Annotated in this window: 18 protein-coding genes and 1 tRNA gene; 5 read left to right on the plus strand and 14 right to left on the minus strand. The window is 63.6% G+C overall.

Features of this window, described 5'->3' with window-relative positions; all coding sequences use genetic code 11:
- Window positions 1–358: 358 nt before the first annotated feature.
- A complete protein-coding gene (locus tag ACN0YJ_RS08425; protein WP_417495923.1) occupies window positions 359–1,363 on the minus strand; it encodes an endonuclease/exonuclease/phosphatase family protein in 1,005 nt (334 codons plus the stop codon).
- A 202-nt stretch (window positions 1,364–1,565) separates the two neighbouring features.
- Between ACN0YJ_RS08425 and queA the strand changes: the two genes are divergently transcribed.
- The 3 genes from queA to ACN0YJ_RS08440 are packed head-to-tail and all read left to right on the plus strand — an operon-like array spanning window position 1,566 to window position 4,302.
- Window positions 1,566–2,624: a tRNA preQ1(34) S-adenosylmethionine ribosyltransferase-isomerase QueA gene (gene queA, locus ACN0YJ_RS08430; RefSeq protein WP_417495924.1), complete on the plus strand. Its 1,059-nt coding sequence runs from the start codon at window positions 1,566–1,568 to the stop codon at window positions 2,622–2,624.
- Complete coding sequence (tgt, locus tag ACN0YJ_RS08435) at window positions 2,621–3,763, plus strand: tRNA guanosine(34) transglycosylase Tgt (protein WP_417495925.1); 1,143 nt, start codon at window positions 2,621–2,623, stop codon at window positions 3,761–3,763. The genes queA and tgt overlap by 4 nt, the downstream gene beginning before the upstream one ends.
- On the plus strand, window positions 3,760–4,302 hold the full coding sequence (locus ACN0YJ_RS08440; protein ID WP_417495926.1) for a GNAT family N-acetyltransferase: 543 nt from the start codon (window positions 3,760–3,762) through the stop codon (window positions 4,300–4,302). The genes tgt and ACN0YJ_RS08440 overlap by 4 nt, the downstream gene beginning before the upstream one ends.
- Here ACN0YJ_RS08440 and ACN0YJ_RS08445 read toward each other — a convergent pair.
- Window positions 4,299–4,874 carry a hypothetical protein gene (locus ACN0YJ_RS08445; RefSeq protein ID WP_417488708.1) on the minus strand — a complete coding sequence of 192 codons (576 nt, stop codon included), beginning with the start codon at window positions 4,872–4,874 and terminating at the stop codon, window positions 4,299–4,301. The two genes, ACN0YJ_RS08440 and ACN0YJ_RS08445, sit on opposite strands and share 4 nt — an antisense overlap.
- A gap of 149 nt (window positions 4,875–5,023) precedes the next feature.
- Here ACN0YJ_RS08445 and ACN0YJ_RS08450 point away from each other — a divergent pair.
- Together ACN0YJ_RS08450 and ACN0YJ_RS08455 are read left to right on the plus strand one after the other, a co-directional pair.
- Window positions 5,024–5,099, plus strand: a tRNA-Lys gene (locus ACN0YJ_RS08450).
- Between the two features lie 242 nt (window positions 5,100–5,341).
- Window positions 5,342–7,444, plus strand: coding sequence for a HAMP domain-containing methyl-accepting chemotaxis protein (locus ACN0YJ_RS08455; RefSeq protein WP_417495927.1), 2,103 nt, complete (start codon window positions 5,342–5,344; stop codon window positions 7,442–7,444).
- Between the two features lie 127 nt (window positions 7,445–7,571).
- Here ACN0YJ_RS08455 and ACN0YJ_RS08460 read toward each other — a convergent pair whose 3' ends face one another.
- From ACN0YJ_RS08460 to ACN0YJ_RS08515, 12 genes are all read right to left on the minus strand, one after another.
- A complete protein-coding gene (locus ACN0YJ_RS08460) occupies window positions 7,572–8,465 on the minus strand; it encodes a LysR family transcriptional regulator (protein ID WP_417495928.1) in 894 nt (297 codons plus the stop codon).
- Window positions 8,466–8,588: 123 nt separating this feature from the next.
- On the minus strand, window positions 8,589–9,917 hold the full coding sequence (locus ACN0YJ_RS08465) for a M20/M25/M40 family metallo-hydrolase (RefSeq protein WP_417495929.1): 1,329 nt from the start codon (window positions 9,915–9,917) through the stop codon (window positions 8,589–8,591).
- A gap of 75 nt (window positions 9,918–9,992) precedes the next feature.
- Entirely contained in the window at window positions 9,993–11,384 is a 1,392-nt protein-coding gene (locus tag ACN0YJ_RS08470; protein ID WP_417495930.1) for a YfcC family protein, read from the minus strand.
- Window positions 11,381–12,271 carry an N-formylglutamate amidohydrolase gene (locus ACN0YJ_RS08475; RefSeq protein WP_417495931.1) on the minus strand — a complete coding sequence of 297 codons (891 nt, stop codon included), beginning with the start codon at window positions 12,269–12,271 and terminating at the stop codon, window positions 11,381–11,383. The genes ACN0YJ_RS08470 and ACN0YJ_RS08475 overlap by 4 nt, the downstream gene beginning before the upstream one ends.
- Window positions 12,272–12,376: 105 nt before the next feature.
- On the minus strand, window positions 12,377–13,426 hold the full coding sequence (locus ACN0YJ_RS08480) for a hypothetical protein (protein WP_417477838.1): 1,050 nt from the start codon (window positions 13,424–13,426) through the stop codon (window positions 12,377–12,379).
- Window positions 13,427–13,454: 28 nt separating this feature from the next.
- Window positions 13,455–14,570 carry a hypothetical protein gene (locus ACN0YJ_RS08485; RefSeq protein ID WP_417477839.1) on the minus strand — a complete coding sequence of 372 codons (1,116 nt, stop codon included), beginning with the start codon at window positions 14,568–14,570 and terminating at the stop codon, window positions 13,455–13,457.
- A 156-nt stretch (window positions 14,571–14,726) separates the two neighbouring features.
- The gene (gene arsC / locus ACN0YJ_RS08490) at window positions 14,727–15,164 is read right to left on the minus strand and encodes an arsenate reductase (glutaredoxin) (RefSeq protein ID WP_417477840.1); all 438 of its coding nucleotides are present in this window, start codon (window positions 15,162–15,164) and stop codon (window positions 14,727–14,729) included.
- Window positions 15,161–16,189 (minus strand): ACR3 family arsenite efflux transporter, encoded by a 1,029-nt coding sequence (gene arsB / locus ACN0YJ_RS08495; protein ID WP_417477912.1) that lies wholly within the window; start codon window positions 16,187–16,189, stop codon window positions 15,161–15,163. Before arsB ends, arsC begins: the two co-directional genes overlap by 4 nt.
- A complete protein-coding gene (locus ACN0YJ_RS08500; RefSeq protein ID WP_417477841.1) occupies window positions 16,189–16,662 on the minus strand; it encodes an ArsI/CadI family heavy metal resistance metalloenzyme in 474 nt (157 codons plus the stop codon). The genes arsB and ACN0YJ_RS08500 overlap by 1 nt, the downstream gene beginning before the upstream one ends.
- Window positions 16,659–17,021, minus strand: coding sequence for an ArsR/SmtB family transcription factor (locus ACN0YJ_RS08505; RefSeq protein ID WP_417495932.1), 363 nt, complete (start codon window positions 17,019–17,021; stop codon window positions 16,659–16,661). The genes ACN0YJ_RS08500 and ACN0YJ_RS08505 overlap by 4 nt, the downstream gene beginning before the upstream one ends.
- A 47-nt stretch (window positions 17,022–17,068) precedes the next feature.
- Window positions 17,069–17,407, minus strand: a complete 339-nt coding sequence (locus ACN0YJ_RS08510; protein WP_417477843.1) for a DUF983 domain-containing protein — start codon at window positions 17,405–17,407, stop codon at window positions 17,069–17,071.
- Entirely contained in the window at window positions 17,400–19,136 is a 1,737-nt protein-coding gene (locus tag ACN0YJ_RS08515) for a SulP family inorganic anion transporter (protein WP_417495933.1), read from the minus strand. The genes ACN0YJ_RS08510 and ACN0YJ_RS08515 overlap by 8 nt, the downstream gene beginning before the upstream one ends.
- Between the last annotated feature and the right edge of the window lie 19 nt (window positions 19,137–19,155).

The following is a 19,155-nucleotide window of genomic DNA, read 5'->3' on the forward strand; positions in this document are numbered from 1 at the left end:
AGGTCCATTGGGGCTGCTCTACGCAGACCCCGCACTATAGACCCGGAGCGTGACCAGCCGCGATTACGGCCATGTCCCGACTTGGGTGCTGAGCTGTCTGATGCGGGTCTCATCTGAGCTCAACCGGGAGCGCATCGCTGGTCGCGGAACCAACTAAAAGCGCAACAAATATCGTCACCCTGACGAAGGTCAGGGCCCAGTTCATAAAGCGCCGAGGTCCTGAAATCTGGCGCCCCTCTTATTTGCGTTGCGTCTGAAACTGGGTCCTGACCTTCGTCATGATGACGTTTGATCAAGACGGATCAAACAGGGGGGGCAGGCTAAATCATGACCGGAGCAATTGCCGCCATTGCGGGCCTCACGGCTGAGCGCTTTCCGACTGCAATCGCAGCACTGCCAGCAAGGGCCGGTGATCCGATCCCGTATTCGGGCCGGCCTCGATGCTGACCGTCTGCCAGGCCTCACCGGCGAAGATGTGATCAATCCCCAGCAGCATCGGCGCGAAGGGCGGTATGCCCAGGCCGGCCTGCTGGAAACGGCCTTCGGCGGGGAAGGTGGCGATGCCGATCGAGCGGCGTGTCAGGCCGAGATCGCGTTCGAGCCGGGAGAGGGCATAGGCGGGTGATGCGGCATTGAAATCACCCATCACCACCAGCCGGTCCTGCGGCCAGTGCGCCAGGGCGCGGCTCAGGCCGCGGCGCTGACAGTCCTGGGTGGCGCCGGGGAAGGGCCAGGTCAGATGCACCGAGACGAAGACGGCCTCGCTGCCATCGGGCAGCTGGATGCGGGCCCAAACGGCCGGCGGCATTTCCCAGTCGCAGGGGATGGTCGCGGCGGCCAGCACGGCCGGGGGGAGTTCGACACAGCCGGATGCGAGAATCGGCAGATTGCTGAGCAGGCGGTTGGAGCGGCAACGGGCATTATGGGCATATTGCGCGACCAGCGCCTCACCGGTCTCGCGCGCCCGTCCGAAGCTTTCCTGCAGAGCCAGCACATCCGGCGCGCGCGGCGGCAGCAGCGTGGCGGCCTGCATCGGCGAGGCATTGCGGCCCCACAGATTATGCGTGCCGATGGATATCTCATAGGCGCCAGGGGAAGGGGCGACCGGCTCGCTGCGCCAGGCGTCGAACGTCTCGCCTATGCCCGGCAGCAGGATGACCGCGAAAGCCGCCAGGCTGAGCAGGCGGGCACCGCGATGCCGGTTGGCCAGGATGCTCCCGGCGGCGATACCGCCAATGATCAGCAGGATGGGCCAGATCTCGCGCAAGGCGTCAAAGCCGCGCCAGAGCGGGGCCAGCATCAAGAGCAGGGCCAGCCCACACAGAAGCCCGGTGGCCAGAATGGCGGTAATCGTATGACGCAAGGCGAATATCCGTTTGGCAGTCTCCAGCCTCTCATACACAGCAAAGATTGCGAAGCGGTGTGTCTGGCCGAAGTGAGGGCTGCATTTTCGAACCGCAAAACCGGTTCCCACTTTTGCTGAAAATGCTCTGGTTCAAGTGGTCGCATTTTCGAACCGCAAAACCGGTTCCCACTTTTGCTGAAAATGCTTTAGACCCCTGCCCATGCGCGTGGATGATTTCGATTTTGACCTGCCCGAGGCCAGTATTGCCTTGCGCCCGGCGCGGCCCCGCGACAGCGCCCGGCTGCTGCATGTCGATGCCGCCGGCCAGCTGGCCGACAAGGCCGTGCTCGATTTGCCGGATCTGCTGCGGGCCGGTGATCTTCTGGTGTTCAATGATACCCGCGTCATCCCCGCCGCCCTGGTGGGCACACGCGCCGCGCGCGAACTCGGCGGTGGCGGTGATGTCAGCTGCGAGATCAATCTGCACAAGCGCGCCGGGCCGGATCGCTGGCGGGCCTTTATCCGCCCGGCCAAGCGGCTCAAGATCGGCGACCGGATCGAATTCGGCAGCTTCTCCGCCGACGTGATCGAGAAAGGGGTGGGCGGCGACACGCTTCTGGCCTTTGACCTGTCCGGCGCATTGCTCGATGAAGCGATTGCCGCGACCGGCGTCCCGCCTTTGCCGCCCTATATAGCTCGCAAGCGAAATGTTGATGCGGCAGACGTTGAAGATTATCAGACTTTGTTCGCACGCGAAGATGGTAGTGTCGCTGCGCCGACCGCCGGCCTGCATTTCACCGGGCGCCTGTTCGACGCGCTGGCCGCGCGCGGCGTCGAACGCTGCGATGTCACCCTGCATGTCGGCGCCGGCACCTTCCTGCCCGTCAAGGCCGAGGATACGGCAGACCACCGCATGCATGGCGAGTGGTGTACGGCAAGCGAGCAGGCAGCCAACGCCATCAATACGGCAAGGTTACAGGGGCGCCGCGTCATCGCGGTCGGAACCACCGCGCTGCGCACCCTGGAGAGCCTGGCCCCTGAGGTCGGCCGCATCGAAGCGGGCAGCCGCGACACCGAGATATTCATCACGCCGGGCTATGATTTCCGCATCACGGATGCGCTTCTGACCAATTTCCACCTGCCGCGTTCGACCCTCTTCATGCTGGTCAGCGCCCTGGCCGGTCTCGACACCATGCAGCGCGCCTATGCGCACGCGATATCAAGCGGTTACCGTTTCTATTCCTACGGGGATACCAGCCTGTTGGAGCGCGCCCGATGAGCGTTTTTGCCTATGAAATCCACGCCACAGACGGCAAGGCCCGCACCGGCGTGCTCAAGACCCCGCGCGGCGATATCCGCACCCCGGCCTTCATGCCGGTCGGCACGGCGGGCACCGTCAAGGCGCTCTATATGGACCAGGTCCGGGATACCGGCGCCGACATCATTTTGGGCAATACCTATCACCTCATGCTCCGCCCCGGTGCCGAACGGGTCAAGCGTCTGGGGGGACTGCATAAATTCTCCACCTGGCAGGGTCCGATCCTGACCGATAGCGGTGGTTTCCAGGTCTGGTCGCTGTCCAAATTGCGCAAGATGAATGAGCAGGGTGTCACGTTCCAGAGCCATATCGATGGTTCGAAGCATCACCTAACCCCCGAGCGTTCCATCGAAATCCAGGCTGACCTGCTCGGTGCCGATATCTCGATGCAGCTCGATGAATGCACCGCTTTCGGCTGCACCCCCGCCGAAGCCAAGGCCTCGCTGGAGCTCTCATTGCGATGGGGGCAACGCTCGAAAGACGCGTTTGGCACCCGCGATGACCAGGTCTTGTTCGGCATTGTCCAGGGCTCGGTGTTCGAGGATCTGCGGCGTCAATCAGCTGAAGGACTTAAGGAAATCGGCTTTGACGGCTATGCCATCGGCGGCCTGGCCGTCGGCGAGGGCTTCGAGCAGATGTGCGATGTGCTCGATTTCACCACGCCGCACCTGCCGGTCGAGCGGCCCCGCTATCTGATGGGCGTCGGCAAGCCGATCGATCTGGTCGAAGCCGTCGCACGCGGTGTCGACATGTTCGATTGCGTCCTGCCAACCCGCTCGGGCCGTCATGGCCAGGCCTGGTCCGATTATGGTCCGATCAATATCAAGCGCGCTGACTTCATCGAGGATGACACGCCGCTGGCGCCGGAGATCGATTGCCCCGCCAGCCGGGACTATTCCAAGGCCTATCTCAATCACCTTTTCAAATCAGGCGAATACCTCTCGGCCATGCTGATCTCCTGGCACAATATCGCCTATTTCGAACACCTGATGGCCCGCATCCGCGCCGCCATCGCGGCGGGTGAATTCGAGGCCTTCCGGCGCGAGTTTCGGGCGAAATGGGACCAGGGCGTCGCCGAGGCGGCGACGCGCAGCGCATGAGCGGCGCGCTCGTCATCCGCGCCCTGACGGCACAGGAGCTCACGGCCCGGCTGGATGAATTCTGCGACCTCCTGCTCGACATCGTCAATGGCGGCGCCTCAGTCGGCTTCATGGCGCCGTTCTCGCGTGACCGGGCGCGCTCGTTCTGGCAGGGGATTATAGCCAGTGTCGAGCGCGGTGAACGCATCTTGCTCGCAGCGATAGACGGGGAGGGCGGCCGTGTGACCGGCTCGGTCCAGCTGGTGCTGGCCCAACCCGACAACCAGCCGCATCGCGGTGATGTCTCCAAAATGCTGGTTCATTCCAGCGCCAGGCGGCAGGGGCTTGGGGCGGCCTTGCTGGACGCGGTCGAGGCAGCCGCGCGCGAGGCGGGCAAGACCCTGCTGGTTCTGGATACGGTACCGGGCACGCCCGCTGATCGTCTCTATCACCGCGCCGGCTGGACAGCGCTGGGCGTCATTCCTGGCTACGCGCTGATGCCCGACGGGGCGGCGTGCGATACGCGCATGTTCTGGCGCCAGCTCGGGCCTGTGTCCTAGTTCGAGGCGTCAACCAGTCCATAGGCCTCGAAAGCGCGTCGCATCTGGACCGCCGGGCAACCGAAACCGTCATAAATTCCGCGCAGATAGGCGCGTCGGCGCTGGGCCATTTCACGGCGTTCGCGGGCATCGGTCTCGATCCGGCCGGCCCCGCCGATGAAGCGGATCACCGGGCGCACAGGATTGAGACCGACAATCGTGGAGTGATACAGGCCCCAGGCGCCGTCCGTGGCAAGTTCCGGTGCCTGCGAAGCGAACTGCGCGCCCTGGCTGATCCAGCCTTCGCGCTGCGTGTCCTCCTCGGCCTGTTGGCGCTGTGCCTCCTCGACATCGGGGCCGAGCACGACAGTCAGCCGGGCGACATCGCGCGCGATGGTCGAGCAACGCCGCGGCGATCCGTCGCCGCCATAGGGTGTGGGCACGGTATCATCGCCCTCATCAACCATGACGGGCCCGGGCCGGTCGCGCGGCAGCCCGATGGCATCCTCGACAGCTGTGCTGGTTTCCTCACGGCCAAAACCGCCGGCGCTTTGTCCGGTCGACGAGCATGCGCTGGCGGCTAACGCCACCATCACACATGTCAGGAGACTGATCTTTTCACTCATGCATTCGATATTACCGGCAATTATGGCAAAATCGCATCCCAATTGCTGAAATCCATAGGCAAAGCGCGATTGACCCGCCGGAATCGGCCCTATAGGTAGGGCCCTCCTCAAATGAGGAGCCTGTAGCTCAGCTGGTAGAGCAACTGACTTTTAATCAGTAGGTCCCGGGTTCGAGCCCCGGCGGGCTCACCATTACTGGATCCCCCTCCGATCGCTTTCCGGCGCCAATGCGCGCAGAGCGCCATGGCGCGCCGACCCGCCTTGTGGCCGCGCCGGGCCAGGGCGCGGGGCAGGTTTTCCCTGCGACTATTCTTTGACCCCCGAACAGCGCGCTCCCGTTCTGAGGAATAAAAATATTCCCGGCTTCAGGCCTTTGCCTTTCGTTAACCATTCGGGCTGAAGCCTTGATGTTTATCAATTTGGGAGTTCGGGTAATGGGCAATATCAAGCTGGCGCACAGGCTCGTAGGCGGTTTCGCGGTTGTCGTGCTTATTCTCGTTGTCGCCGTGGCCTTCACCATCGTGAATGTCGGGAATATCAGGCGAACCAATGATCGTATTGTCGAACTCAGAACGCCGACATCCTATGCCAGCCAGGCGCTGACCAATGATATCAATGGGTCGCTTGCAGCCCTGCGCGGCTGGATGTTGACCGGTGATACCCGTTTTCGAGACCAGCGGGCTGCGGCCTGGCTCGATATCGGGCGCCAGCGCGCCGAAATGGATCGTCTGTCTCAATCCTGGACCAATGCCGGCAATGTTGAACTCTGGGCGGAGTTCAAGACCGTCCTGGACGCATTTGCGATCGCCCAGGACCAGGTCGAGGCGATTGCCAATACGCCCGGCCAGTTTCCCGCCAATGTCATTCTGGCCGATGAGGCTGCGCCGCTCGCTGCGAGCATGCTGGCGGTGACTACTGCGATGATCGATGAGGAACTGGCCAATCCGGCCGGAGGGGCCGACCGCACGCGAATGCTCGGTATGATGGCCGATGTTCGCGGGAGTCTGGCGGTGAGCCTTGCCAGTATCCGCGCCTATCTTCTGACGGGCGATGAGAGTTTCGCCGAAGCTTTCGGCACCTCGTGGAGCCGCAATGAGGCCCGCCTGAACGATCTGCGCGAAGCGCGGGATTTGATGTCGGCGGGCCAGGCCAGAGACCTGGCCCGGCTTGTCTCGCTCCGGGATGAATTTGCGCCGCTCCCGGTGCAGATGTTCGGTATCCGGAGTTCGGACCGGTGGAATATGGCCAACCTGATGCTGGCCTCCGAAGCGGCGCCACGCGCCGAACGCCTTCTGGACATTCTTTCCGGCGCGCTCCAGCCTGACGGAACCCGCACCGGCGGGATTACTGATGACCAGGCAAGGCTGCTGCGGGACGATGCGGCCCAGAGTGCACGCCAGGTTTCGAGCTTGCTGACAATTCAGTGGGTCTTGCTATTTGCCGGCCTGGTGCTGGCTGGCGGCGTCGCCTATGGCACGATCCGCAGCATCATTCCGCCAATCACACACATGACCAGGGTCATGGGGCGGTTGGCTCAGGGCGAGCTTGATATTGAGGTTCCCGGTCTTGGCAAGGGCGATGAGATCGGCGCCATGGCCGGTGCCGTCCTGGTGTTCAAGCAGAATGCCGAGGAGAAGCTGGAACTGGAACGCGAACAGGTTGAGGCCGAAGCCCGTCAGGCTGAGGCGACGCGTCAGGGCCGGATGGATCTGGCGGATAGCTTTGAGCGTGCTGTCGGTGAGATTGTCCTCTCCGTTTCCGGCGCGGCAACCGAGCTGACCCAGGCGGCCCAGACCTTGCTGGAGTCGTCCGAACATACCAGCCGTCAGTCGGTCGCTGTCGCGGCGGCTGCCGAGCAGGCAACCGTCAATGTCCAGACCGTGGCGACCGCAACGGAAGAGATGAGCGCGTCGGTTCAGGAAATCGGGCGTCAGGCGAGTGAGTCGTCGCACAAGGCACAGAGTGCCGAGACGGAAGCCGGCGGCACAGTCGAGAAAGTCAACGCCCTTGCCGCCGCCGCGCAACGCATTGGCGATGTCGTCTCGATCATTCAGGGAATTGCAGAACAGACCAACCTGCTGGCGCTCAATGCCACAATCGAAGCAGCCCGCGCCGGCGAAGCCGGCAAGGGGTTCGCTATCGTTGCCCAGGAAGTCAAGCAGCTGGCGCTCCAGACCGCGACCGCGACCACCGAAATTACTGAACAGATTCAAGCCATTCAAGCGGCGACGGACAGCTCTGCGGAGGCCATTATTTCGGTGTCGGCGACCATCTCCGAGTTGAGTGACATCGCGACCTCGATCGCTGGCGCGGTAGAGGAACAGCATGCGGCCACTGCCCAGATCGCCGGCAATGTGCAGGAGGCGGCTGTCGGCACACAGGACGTTTCGAGCAATATCAGCGGCGTTAACAGGGCTGTCGCCGAATCGAGTGCCTCGGCGTCCCAGGTTCTGTCCGCAGCGACCGAATTGTCCGAGCAATCGGAGATGCTCAGTCAGCAAGTGGCCGAATTTCTCACGGGCGTCCGGGCTGCCTGACGCAAAACCCGTCCGGCATCGGCCCCGCCTTCGACGGCGACTTGCCTGCGCAGCAATGGAGTGGGGGCGGGCCACCAGACGGCCCGTCCTCCTTCACATCCCGCACGGCGCGCGCGAAGCGCTTGCCTCACTGCGGCGTAGCGGCTCGCTTCAGTGCTTCGGCGAGGAAGTCGAACACGCGCCGGACCCGGCGGCTGGTCTTGAGTTCTGAGTGGGCGGTAAGCCAGATTGGCAGGGCGGGCATGGGCGTATCGGTTTCAATTCGTTGCACCGCTGGTTCTGCGAGTCCGACCTCAAGCTGATTGAAACCGATCCCGAAGCCGGCAACGACCATCTGCCAGCCCACGACCTGGCTGTCACACCGGAAGCCGAAGAAATGCCGGTCCACCTGAAGGCCGACTTCGGCGAAGCCGCGCAGCATCAATTCGCTGCGGTCATAGCCGATCACGTCGTGGCCGCGGAATTCCTCGACCGTTGTCGGTGCGCCGCGCCGGGCGATATAGTCATGCGCCGCGAACATGGCGAGCTGCAGGTCTCCGACTTTTTTTGTGAACACGTCGGCCTGGGTTGGCCGGTACATGCGGATGGCGATATCGGCCTCGCGCTGGAGCAGGTTCTCGCTGCGGTCCGATGAAACCAGCTCGATTTCGATCTCCGGCTCGGCCCGGTGCAATTCGGTCAATATGGCGGGCAGGGTATAGGTCGACATGATCTCGGAGGCGGTGATCCGGATCGTGCCGCCAATGCGCTCACTGCGGCCGCTGGCGGTCAGGGATAGCTGGTTGGCGGCTTTTGCCATCGCGCGGGCATGCTCGACCAGATCAGCGCCGGTCGGCGTCAGCGCCAGCCCGTGTGGCGCCCGGTCGAACAGGCGCACGCCGAGCTGGTCCTCAAGGGCGGCGATATGCCGGCCCATGGTCGGCTGGCTGCCACCAGTGGCGCGGGCGGCGCCGGACAGGGTTCCGTGCTCGGCGACCGACAGGAAGGTTTGCAGGTGGGACCAATCGAAGTCGCGCATCATTGGGTATCCAAAATTGATTGAGGGGCAGCCAAAAATGTAGGCGATTCAACCAAAAATGAATGAGCGCGATTCGCAAGTCAACCGGAAAACGAAACCGGAGCGGGCAGTCTTGCCGCCGGGGATCTATTCGCCGCGCACCAGCCCGGCCTCGGCCAGTGCGACCAGCAGGGCCATCTGGATCGCCTCATGCGAGTCCTCGTCAAGCCAGCTCTCATTGGGTGCGTGGGCATTGCGGGAGACGCCGCCGCGGCTCATCGTCACCGAGGGAATGCCGCGCGAGATCGGAATATTGGCGTCGGTGGAGGAAGCTGTGAGTTCCGGCTCCTGACCCATGGCCCGGATCGCGGCCATGGCGTGCAGCACGATGGGGGCGCTCAGATCCCCTTCGCCTGGTGGCCGCGAGCCGACGGGGTCGAGTTCGACCGTCAGGGTGTCACCCAGCCGGCGGTGCGCATTGGCCGCCTCGAGTGCGGCATCCACCGAGCTGAGGAATGCCTGGTGCAGGGCGTCGAGTTTTTGCGGATTGGCCGAGCGCATATCAACCTCCATCCAGCTCTCGAAGGGAATGGAATTGACCGAGGTGCCGCCGCCGACGCGGCCGAAGGAGAAGGTCGCCCTGGTGCCGTCCAGGGTGATGGGCGTCGCGGCTTCGGTGAAGCGCAGGATCGCCTCAGCCAGGGCCTGGTGTGGCTGGGCGCGGCCGAAATGTCCGTAGGAATGACCGCCGGGACCGCGGAAGGTGACGCGGTAGCGGATCGAGCCGACCGCCGTGACGACCAGGCGCGCGGCGTCGCCGCCATCAATAGCAATGAAGCTGGCAAAGGGGGAGGCGTCATCGCGATAGAGGTGGCGCACACCGCGCAGATCGCCCAGGCCTTCCTCACCGACCGAAGCGATGAAGACAATATCATCGCGGGTCTCGATGCCGGCCCGCTGCATCGCGTCGATCAGGCTGAGCAGGACGACAAGCCCGCGCGAATTATCGCCAATCCCTGGCGCGGTGAACAGGTCGCCCTCGCGGTGCACGGTGACGTCAGTGCCCGCCGGGAAGACGGTGTCGAGATGGGCGACAATGGCGATGCTGCGCGCTGCACTGCCGGCCGTGCCGGGACGCCGGCCGATCACATTGCCGACCTCGTCAATGCTGACATCGTCCAGCCCGAGCGCCCGCATCCGCGCCGCCATGTCAGCGCCGCGCGCCTGTTCGGCGAAGGGTGGGGCGGGGATTTCGGTCAGCTCCACCAGGCGCTCATTATTGAGCGTGCGCATGGCTTCGATTTCGGCAAAGGCGGTCTGGACCTGATTGTTGGTCAGCAGGCCGGCGACAATGCCGTCATCGGCCGACGCCACCATCCCGGCCGGCGCAGCTGGAGGCGTCATCCAGCCGGTGTTGGCACAGCCGCCCAGCGCGGCGAGGGCGGCAAGACTGGCGATGATCGTTCTGGCGGACATGATAGCTCCTGACACGGCGGGTTTGCGGTCAAATATAACCGGAATGACGAGGCAGGCCAGCGCCCGCCGCTCGTCTCAGGCGCCCAGCCAAACGGCGATGGCCAGCAGGGCGCAGGCGATGACAATGAAGCCGGCCCACAGCGGCGCGATGAATTTGGCCCAGTCGAGCCAGTCAATGCGCCCGGCGGCGAGATAGGCCAACAGCGTGCCCGAGGTCGGGGTCAGCATGTTGGTGATGCCATTGCCGAACAGGAAGGCGATGACGGTGGTCTGTGGCCCGACATCGGCGAGCTGGGCCAGCGGCGCCAGAATCGGCATGGTCACCGCAGCCTGCCCGGACGTGGACGGGATCAGGAAGTCGAGCAGGAGCTGCGAGCCGAACATGGAGAGTGCGGTGACATAGGCCCCATGCTCGCCGACCGCCCCATTGAGAGCGTGTACGATGGTATCGAGGATGCGGCCGTCTTCCAGCACCACGGTCACCGCCATGGCCACCCCGATCAGGGCGCTGGCGAGCAGAACCTTCTTCATGCCGGAAATGAAGGCGTCGGCGCTGTCATTCGGCGACAGGCCGCTGGCCGCAGCGAGGCCGAGGCTCATGGCGATATAGCAGGCGGACAGCTCGTGATGTGACCATTCCCAGCGGGTCGATCCGGTCAGGATAACGCCGATCCCGGCGACCAGGATGGCCAGCATCGCGCCTTCGCGCCAGCTCATATCGGGGACGGGATGGTCGCTCACCGTAATGGCCTGGCCATTCGTCATGCCGCGCACCCGGTAGAGCAGAAAACCGATCCCGGCAGCGAGGAAGACAGCATAGAAGGCGAGCCGCAATCCGGCGCCGGAAAAGATTGGCACCCCGACCAGCGGCTGGGCGATGGTCAGCGGGATCGGATTGGTGACCGAGGCGAGATAGCCGACCTTGACCGCGATCGTGACGATGGCGAAACCGATGATCGGCGACAGGCCGATGCGTGATGCCAGCGCGGTCATCACCGGGATGACGATCAGATATTCCGAGGCGAGCCCGAGAAAGGCGCTGCCGGCCGAAAAGATCGTCATCAGGGCGGCGACCAGGACCATGATATTGCCCTTCACAGCGTGCAGCAGCCGGTTGATGCCATTCTCGACCACGCCGGCACGGTCGAGAATTCCGAACAGGCCGCCAATGATCAGCACCATGAAGATGAGATTGGCCGCGCGCTGCAGGCCTTCGGGAATCGCGCGTACGGTCTCGGTCAGGCTGACCGGGGTGGCCATGCCCTCGCGGGCCTCGACCGGGACGAATACCCCGGCCAGCGACCAGTCCTTGTCCATTGACGCATAGCTGTCAGGCACGATCAGCCGTCCGCTGCGCTCATAGCTGCCCGAGCTGACCATCCAGGTCATCAGTGTCGCCAGCAGCAGAATGCCGAGCAGGATGATGACCGGATTCATCGGGCGCGCCGGCTTGGCGGTGTTTGTCATCGGCTCTGTCCTGGCTGGATCCGCGCGCGCAGATCGGTGGCAATCGCCTGGGCGACGCGGGTGAGATTGCGTTGGAGTTCGTTAAAGCCGGACGAGGGCTCGAAGCGTGCCTCGTCGAGATAGAGGGCGCGATTGATCTCGATCTGCAGGCTGTGGCGCCCGCGCGCCGGATCACCATGGCGCCGCACGATATCGCCGCCCTTATAGGGCTGGTTGCGCGCGACCGAATATCCGCAGGCGCGCAATTCGCGCTCCACGAGCGCGGTGAATTCCGGTGCCGCGCTGCTCCCGTCGAGATCGCCGAGCACCATGTCGGGCCGTGCCTCGCCGAGATCAATATTCATCGCATTGGCCTGCGATTTCATCGAATGCGCATCGATATGCCAGACCGCGCCGAAACGGGCATGCAGGGCATCGAGCCGCTCGGCGAGGGCGCAGTGATAGGGCGTGTAGAGCGCGTCGATCCGATGGTGAATTTCCTGCGGCGTCAGCGGGCTGGAGTACAGGGGCAGGCCGGGAAGGATCAGCTTGCGGATCAGACCCATGCCGCGCGCGCTATAGCGTGTCGGCGCCAGCTTGCCCCAGGCGAGCGGCCACGCCCCGTCGACGACGTCCGGATCGATATCATCGACCGCCCGGTTGGGGTCGATCACGATGCGGGCGAAATTCGCTTCTATGAGGCTGGCACCGGCATCGACCGCGCCGCGCCACAGATCGGGAATGAAGGCGTCCCAGGCGGTGAGCTGCTGGTCGCGCGTCGCCAATGTCTCGAAGCCCGGTGGCAGGGCCGTGCCGCTATGCGGCGAATCCAGCACCAGCGGAATGGTCGTGGCCTCCTCCGGCAGGGAGAGTCGGAATGCGGGCGCGGCAGGACGGGGTGTCAGCACAAAGAACTCCGGGCACCGTGGATTCGGCGCTGCCGGGCAATCTTCCGGGAAACGGGGCGCTAGACCAGCAAATATTGAGGCCAGGCCCCCCGGGCGGCACGGGGGCTAGGCGTCGTCGATTTCGGCGAGGCCGGCATAATTGAAACCGGACGCGGGCTGGGGAGCCGGCTTGGTCGGTTTGCGCAAGCGCCGCGGGTCGATCCGCCGGTAGGGATGGAGGTCTGAATTGATGCGGGATTTGTCATCCATTCTCATGATCAGCCAGATGAAATTTTCCCACATGTCATTGCCGCGCCGGTAGTGGTTTTTCCGGCGGCGGTGTCGTGGATTTTCCGTCGCGGCGGACTGGTAGATAATGACGTAGAACAGGGTGTTGAAATACAGCATGAGCCGCCGGCGCCGCTGCCGCTGGATGATGTCGAAATCATAAATGCCGACCCGGATGCTGATCGCGACATGTTCCAGATAGCCGAGGAAATACCGGCAGACTTCGCGAAATGTATATTCCTTGCCTTCGACCCTGACGGTCGCGGATTCCTCCCAAAGCTGTTTGACGGTCTCTAGCGAGAAGGTGAGGTCGCCGATTCCGTCTACACCTTCGCCATGCTGCTCGGCGATGAAGGCTTTGAGTGCGCTGGCATAATTGCGATGGCGCTCATTCGAGTTGATGTGGCTCAAATGCTCGATGGCGGCGATGTGCCGGGTCTTCAGCGCATCGACATAATTGGTATATAGCCAGCCCGCGGTCGCCATCATCGCGCTGACCAGAATGAAGACCGGCCCCAGATTGCCGGTGGTCAGCGCATTGTGATGAGCCAGCTCAATAACGGCGAAGCCGAGGATGATCGCTTGCGGGTAGGCAATCAGGGTCAGATTGCGCAGCAGCCGCCATTGCAGCGAGATCGGCTTTTCCGCCGTGCGGAATTGATAGGTGGTGCGATGGTCGCTCGCGGTCAGATCGATCCAGACCGTTGCCAGGGCCGTCGCGAACGGCAAGGCGAGCGCTGTGGCGAGGGCCGGCGGCCAGGGGCGCGACGATATATCGGTCGTCTCACGGCCGAAGAGCAGGAAGAGGACGATCAAAATCAAACAGGTAATCAGTGTGGTATAGCCAGCGATCGTCGCTATCGCCCGCTTCGATAATTCAAATGTCATCCGCCTCCCCCCGAGGTTTCAGGGCCGCTCAGCTATTGCGCTGACCACCATTGAACCGGCTCGCGCTGATCGTGCGCACGAAGCTCTCCACCATGTCGGAGATATCGTCGAAATAATTCCCGGTGGGCGCGGACTCATCCTCAACCAGCTTGGCGAATTTCTCGGTCCAGATGTCACCGGGAAACCAGTGCAGGATCGCCCAGGAATAGATCAGGGCCGGGATTGCCACGAGGCCGGCGAGGACACGGAAAATATCCGTGTGAACCGCCAGACTGCCATCGGGCGCCGCGTTCAGGCTGACGGCAATTGTGAAGCAGACATAGGCACCAATGGCGATTTTCGCGCCGAGCGAGATGATATGAAACATCTTGATCGTGAAGCGGGCTTTCCAGCCCACCGTGGTCGCGTACCGGTCAAGATATTCCGAGCGCTTGGAGCACCAGAGAGCGATCTTTGTCCAGAGACTGGCCCGCTTCGCCCAATTATCGCTTTCCAGCAGGGCGTTACGCGTACATTTGTCCATTCTGGACATGATGTCGTCATAGCGGGACTTGACCTTATAGGCGAATTTCTCGCCATTGATCTCAATCTCCCGCTTGAACAGGGCGCGAATGACAACGCGCAGGCCGGCAAAGATTACCAACCCGAAGGCGGCGTAGGCGTAAACGAATTCGCGTTGGCTGCTCACCCCGGGGAGCTGGGCGATCAGCTCCACCAGCACGTCCCAGACCAGAAGGTTCTGCATCTGCGGATAGCCGGCATGAAGGGTCGAGCTCAGCAGGACCATCAGGACGATATAGGCGAGAAACGTACTGAGGCGCATCAGGCCATAGCCAACCTGAACATCGTCAATCGCCTTGTCTGCGATGTCGTGAATGTCATTGTCGAACGGGAAATCATCGCGCATCGCCTTGCGCAATTGTCGCGAAAACGGCGCGATATGGTCGCCCCCAACGCCGAAATGGGCGCGCCCGATCAGCGCGTCGACCTGTTCCAGCTCTGCGGCACCCTCGAACTCGAATCCGAGCCCGTTCTCAGGCGCTGACTCGACCTCTTGCGGCTCGGCGTTGATCGCCGCCGCGGCCAGCTCGTTTTCGGGTGCAGTGTCCCCTGGACCGGGCGTGCCCTCGTCCGTCTCCGCCATTTCAATGTCCCCCACATGGCCTGCTTGAGGCCAGTCGACATTGTTTGACCGCATCGGGAAAAGATCAACCCCTTGTTGTAAAGTCGAGCGATGAGTCGTTTAGATTCCTGTTTGGGTTGAGTAATTATGATCGGGGCGGCTCGCTGCGAGGCAGGATCAACCCGCGAAACCGGGCGTGCCGGTCCGCTGGCCGGCTGCATCAATGATGATCTCGCCATCCTCCTTGGCGAAGGGGCCTTGTGGCCACGTGTCGAGCAGGTCGAGCACGGTCTCGCTGGGGCGGCAGAGCCGGACGCCCTTTGCGGAGCAGACGATGGGGCGGTTGACCAGAACAGGATGCTCGAGCATCGCGTCGAGGATGCGGTCATCGCTGATGCCGGGCTCGAGCAGACCGAGCTCGGCGGCGGGCGATTTGGTCTCGCGCAGGGCGGTGCGCGGTGTCAGGCCGGCAGCAGCGAACAGGCCGAGCAATTGCGCCCGCGTCCAGCCCTGTTCGAGATAGTCGATCACCACGGGCGCATAGCCGGCCGCCTCGATTGTCTGCAACACATTGCGCGAGGTCGCGCAGGCCGGGTTGTGATGAATGAGGATCATGTGCTGGCTCCAGGGAAACGGGCGCGCGTCGCATTGGCGATGGCGACCAGGGAGAGCATCACCGGCACTTCCACCAGCACACCGACCACGGTCGCCAGGGCGGCGCCGGAATTCAACCCGAACAGGCTGATCGAGACAGCGACGGCGAGCTCGAAGAAGTTCGAGGTCGAGATCATCGCGCAAGGGGCCGCGACCGCATGGGGCAGCTTCCAGGCCCAGGCCGCGCCATAGGCGAGCGCAAAAATGGCGTAGGATTGCAGGATGATCGGCACCGCGATCAGGGCGATGATCAGCGGCCGCGCCAGGATGACCTGGCCCTGGAAGCCGAACAGCAAGACCACGGTCGCCAGCAGGGCCATAACCGAGGCCGGCTTGATGCGGTCGGTGAAGGCGGTCACCGCCGCAGGGCCGCCGCGGCGGATCAGGAGGCGCCGCGTCACCATGCCGGCGATCAGCGGGATGACGACATAGAGCCCGACCGAGATCAGCAGGGTTTCCCAGGGCACGACGATATCGGTGACACCGAGCAGAAGCGCGACGATGGGCGCGAAGGCAAACACCATGATGGCGTCATTGACGCTGACCTGGACCAGCGTATAGGCGGCATCGCCGCGGGTCAGCTGTGACCAGACGAAGACCATGGCGGTGCAGGGCGCCGCGCCGAGCAGGATCAGGCCGGCCAGATAGCCTTGCGCATCGGCCGGCGGGATCAGGCCGGCGAAGACATGTTTGAAGAAGAGCACGCCGAGCGCAGCCATGGTGAAGGGCTTGATCAGCCAGTTGACCACCAGGGTGATGACGAGGCCCTTGGGCTGCTTGCCGACCTCTTTCACACTGGCCAGGTCAATCCCGATCATCATCGGCCAGACCATGGCCCAGATCAGCAGCGCGACCGGCAGATTGACGTGTGCGATTTCCAGCCCGGCGAGGGCGCCCAGCAGGTCCGGCATCAACTGGCCCAACCCGATGCCGACCGCAATGGCAATCGCGACCCAGGCGGTGAGATAGCGTTCGAACAATCCCATCAGCAGCACGCGCCCTCGCGCTTGATCGACGGGGTGCAGCATGCCTGGGTCGTGGCTTCGGCGAGAGCGGAGGGCGGCAGGTCGCTGGCGGCAGCGGCACCGCCATAATCGACCGCTTCGCCGGTCGTGTGGAACACTTCCCAGGCGACACCGCTGGGGTCATGCACCCAGCTTTTTTCGGATTTGGCGTAGCAGCAGGTCGTCTCGCCCTCTTCGAGCACGGCCGCATCGGCGCTGGCAAGGCGCTGATAGACTTCGGCCAATTCCTCACCATTCTCGACCTGGATACCGAGATGTTCGACGCCGGTCTTGGCGCCGCGGGCGCTGATGGCGAAATTGACGCGCGGATCCTCGAGCATCCATTTGGCGTAGTCGGTTTTCTCGACCGTCGGCGCACTCGCGAAGAGTGTCGAATAAAAGCCGATCGAACCGGGCAGGTCATCGACGGCGAGGTGGATGTGCAGGCGTTTCATGAGCAGGCTCCCTTGGATGGGGTTGAACAGGCGATGCGATCAGTGGCGTCGACCAGTGGCGCGCAAATGCCGGCATCGCCCTGGCAGCAATCCTCGACCAGATAGACGATGAGTTCGCCCATTTGTTCGAAGGCGGCGGTGTAGATGATGGAGCGGCCATCGCGGCGGCTATCGACCAGGCCGGCATTGGCCAGCACGGTCAGCTGGGCCGAGAGCGTGTTGGGCGCGATCTCGAGCTGGCGCGCAATCTCGCCGGCGGCCAGGCCCGACTTGCCCGCCTTCACCAGGAGGCGAAATACGGACAGGCGATTGGCCTGGGCCAGGGCAGAGAGACGAAGCAGGGCAATTGATGTTTCCATATTTCAACGATTATAGAAACGATGATCCCTGTCAAGCCCGATCTGTGTCAGGGTTGGGCCATGATCCACAGCACCGCCATGAAGACCCCCTTCACCCGCGGCAGGGCGACCAGCACGACGCCGAGCGCGCCCAGCAAAAGCAGCGGCAGGGTGAGCCAGATGGGCGCGCCGCTCATCGATACCAGAAAGGCAATCGGCACCAGGATGGGGCCAAGCCCGAGTATCGTCCAGGCGGCCGGCCCGTCTTCGGCACGGATCTCGCCGAGCGGTTCGCCGCAGGACGCACACGCCGCAACCGGTTTGAGATAACGGCGATAGAGCGCGCCCTTGCCGCAGGCCGGGCAGCGCAGATTGAAGGCGCGCCAGATCGGCAGGAGCTTATTCATGGCGGGCATCAATCCAGGCCCGCGCCGCACTCATGGCTTGCGCCAGCGCCGGCTCATAGCTGACCAGCGGCGCGGTGATCTCGAGCGCGACCAGCTTGTGCTGCACGATTTTCGAGGCGCCCGAGATGATCACCGGCAGCCCGCGCTTGCGGGCCCGGTGGGCCAGGCCCAATATCATGTGGGCCGCGGTTGAATCGACGAAGGGCACGGCGGCAAAATCAATGATCAGGACGCGGTGCGTGTCGGCGATGCGTTCCAGCACCGAGCCGATCGAGGCGGCAGCCCCGAAGAAGAAGGCGCCACTGATCCGGTAGACCAGTATCTCCGCATCCTGCTCGGCGGGGCCCGCCCTGGCATCGGCCGGGGCCGTGATGCGGTCGGGCTTGTCTTCATCGACGAAGGGCGTCCAGCTCTCGATCGCCGTCGTCTGCGACATGCGGTGGATGAAGACCACCGAGCCGATGGCAAAACCGACCACGATGGCTTCGGTCAGATCGCGGAAAATGGTCAGGCCAAAGGTCGCCAACAGGATCAACGCGTCGGCCCGCGAGGCCCGCAGCAGGATCATGAAGGCGCGTTTCTCCACCATATTCCACGCCACCAGGGCCAGCACCCCGGCCAGGCAAGCCAGCGGAATGAAGCTCGCCAGCGGCGCGGCGATCAGGATGAAGAGCAGGAGAAATCCGGCATGCAGGATGCCGGCAACCGGCCCATGTGCCCCGGCGCGGACATTGGTCGCGGTGCGGGCAATTGTGCCGGTGACGCAAATGCCGCCAAACAGGGCCGAGCCGATATTGGCAACGCCTTGCGCGACCAGTTCGCTATTGGAGCGGTGATGCCGCCCGGTCATGCCGTCGGCGACGACGGCCGAGAGCAGGGATTCAATCGAACCCAAGAGGGCAAAGGCAATCGCGGCGGGCAGGAGTTCGGTCAGCCGTGTCAGCGAGATTGCGGGCATGGACGGCCAGGGCAGGCTGGAGGGAATGCCGCCAAAGCGCGAACCGATCGTCTCCAGCGGCAGGTTGAAGGCCGCGGTCGCACCGGCAGCCAGGGCGACAGCGATCAGCATGCCCGGCCATTGCGGCCGCCAGTGCCGGATGCCGATAATCACCAGCACCGTGGCCGCCGACACCGTCACTGTCAGCGCGTCCATGGTTGGAAGGGCGTGCCAGAGCACCGGGAGTTTTTCCAGCAGGGGCCCGGGTTCGCCGATTGACAGGGTGAGGCCAAGCAATTCCTTGATCTGGCTGGCAAAGATGATGACGGCAATCCCGGCGGTAAAGCCGACCGTGACCGGGTAGGGGATGAATTTGATATAGGTGCCCAGTTTGAGAAAACCGATCCCCATCAGGATCACCCCGGCCATCATCGTCGCCAGGATCAGCCCGTCCATGCCGAAGGTCTGGGCTGTCGTTGCCATCAGCACGATGAAGGCCCCGGCCGGACCGCCAATCTGGAAGCGGCTGCCGCCGAGCAGGGAGACGAAGAAACCGCCAATGATCGCGGTAATAATGCCCTGGGCCGGTGAGGCGCCGGCGGCAATCGCGATCGCCATCGACAGCGGCAGCGCGACAATCGCCACGGTCAGGCCGGCGATGGCATCGCTGCGCAGATGCGTCAGCGTATAACCCTCGCGCAAGACGGTGATCAGCTTGGGCAGGAAAAGCTCGCCCAGCGCTGGCGTGCCCGGCAAGTCGGGCGGGGTCTTCTTTGGGGTCGTCTCGGTCATGTCCACCTGCCTGGGTCAG

It is taken from the genome of Maricaulis sp. (genome assembly GCF_048270095.1).
In the GTDB taxonomy this organism is placed as follows: domain Bacteria; phylum Pseudomonadota; class Alphaproteobacteria; order Caulobacterales; family Maricaulaceae; genus Maricaulis.

Coding starts and splice junctions, on each gene's coding strand:
- queA (WP_417495924.1), top strand. CDS start 1,566: ATGCGCGTGGATGATTTCGATTTTGACCTGCCCGAGGCCAGTATTGCC.
- tgt (WP_417495925.1), top strand. CDS start 2,621: ATGAGCGTTTTTGCCTATGAAATCCACGCCACAGACGGCAAGGCCCGC.
- ACN0YJ_RS08440 (WP_417495926.1), top strand. CDS start 3,760: ATGAGCGGCGCGCTCGTCATCCGCGCCCTGACGGCACAGGAGCTCACG.
- ACN0YJ_RS08445 (WP_417488708.1), bottom strand. CDS start 4,874: ATGGTGGCGTTAGCCGCCAGCGCATGCTCGTCGACCGGACAAAGCGCC.
- ACN0YJ_RS08455 (WP_417495927.1), top strand. CDS start 5,342: ATGGGCAATATCAAGCTGGCGCACAGGCTCGTAGGCGGTTTCGCGGTT.
- ACN0YJ_RS08460 (WP_417495928.1), bottom strand. CDS start 8,465: ATGATGCGCGACTTCGATTGGTCCCACCTGCAAACCTTCCTGTCGGTC.
- ACN0YJ_RS08465 (WP_417495929.1), bottom strand. CDS start 9,917: ATGTCCGCCAGAACGATCATCGCCAGTCTTGCCGCCCTCGCCGCGCTG.
- ACN0YJ_RS08470 (WP_417495930.1), bottom strand. CDS start 11,384: ATGACAAACACCGCCAAGCCGGCGCGCCCGATGAATCCGGTCATCATC.
- ACN0YJ_RS08480 (WP_417477838.1), bottom strand. CDS start 13,426: ATGACATTTGAATTATCGAAGCGGGCGATAGCGACGATCGCTGGCTAT.
- ACN0YJ_RS08485 (WP_417477839.1), bottom strand. CDS start 14,570: ATGGCGGAGACGGACGAGGGCACGCCCGGTCCAGGGGACACTGCACCC.
- arsC (WP_417477840.1), bottom strand. CDS start 15,164: ATGATCCTCATTCATCACAACCCGGCCTGCGCGACCTCGCGCAATGTG.
- arsB (WP_417477912.1), bottom strand. CDS start 16,189: ATGGGATTGTTCGAACGCTATCTCACCGCCTGGGTCGCGATTGCCATT.
- ACN0YJ_RS08500 (WP_417477841.1), bottom strand. CDS start 16,662: ATGAAACGCCTGCACATCCACCTCGCCGTCGATGACCTGCCCGGTTCG.
- ACN0YJ_RS08505 (WP_417495932.1), bottom strand. CDS start 17,021: ATGGAAACATCAATTGCCCTGCTTCGTCTCTCTGCCCTGGCCCAGGCC.
- ACN0YJ_RS08510 (WP_417477843.1), bottom strand. CDS start 17,407: ATGAATAAGCTCCTGCCGATCTGGCGCGCCTTCAATCTGCGCTGCCCG.
- ACN0YJ_RS08515 (WP_417495933.1), bottom strand. CDS start 19,136: ATGACCGAGACGACCCCAAAGAAGACCCCGCCCGACTTGCCGGGCACG.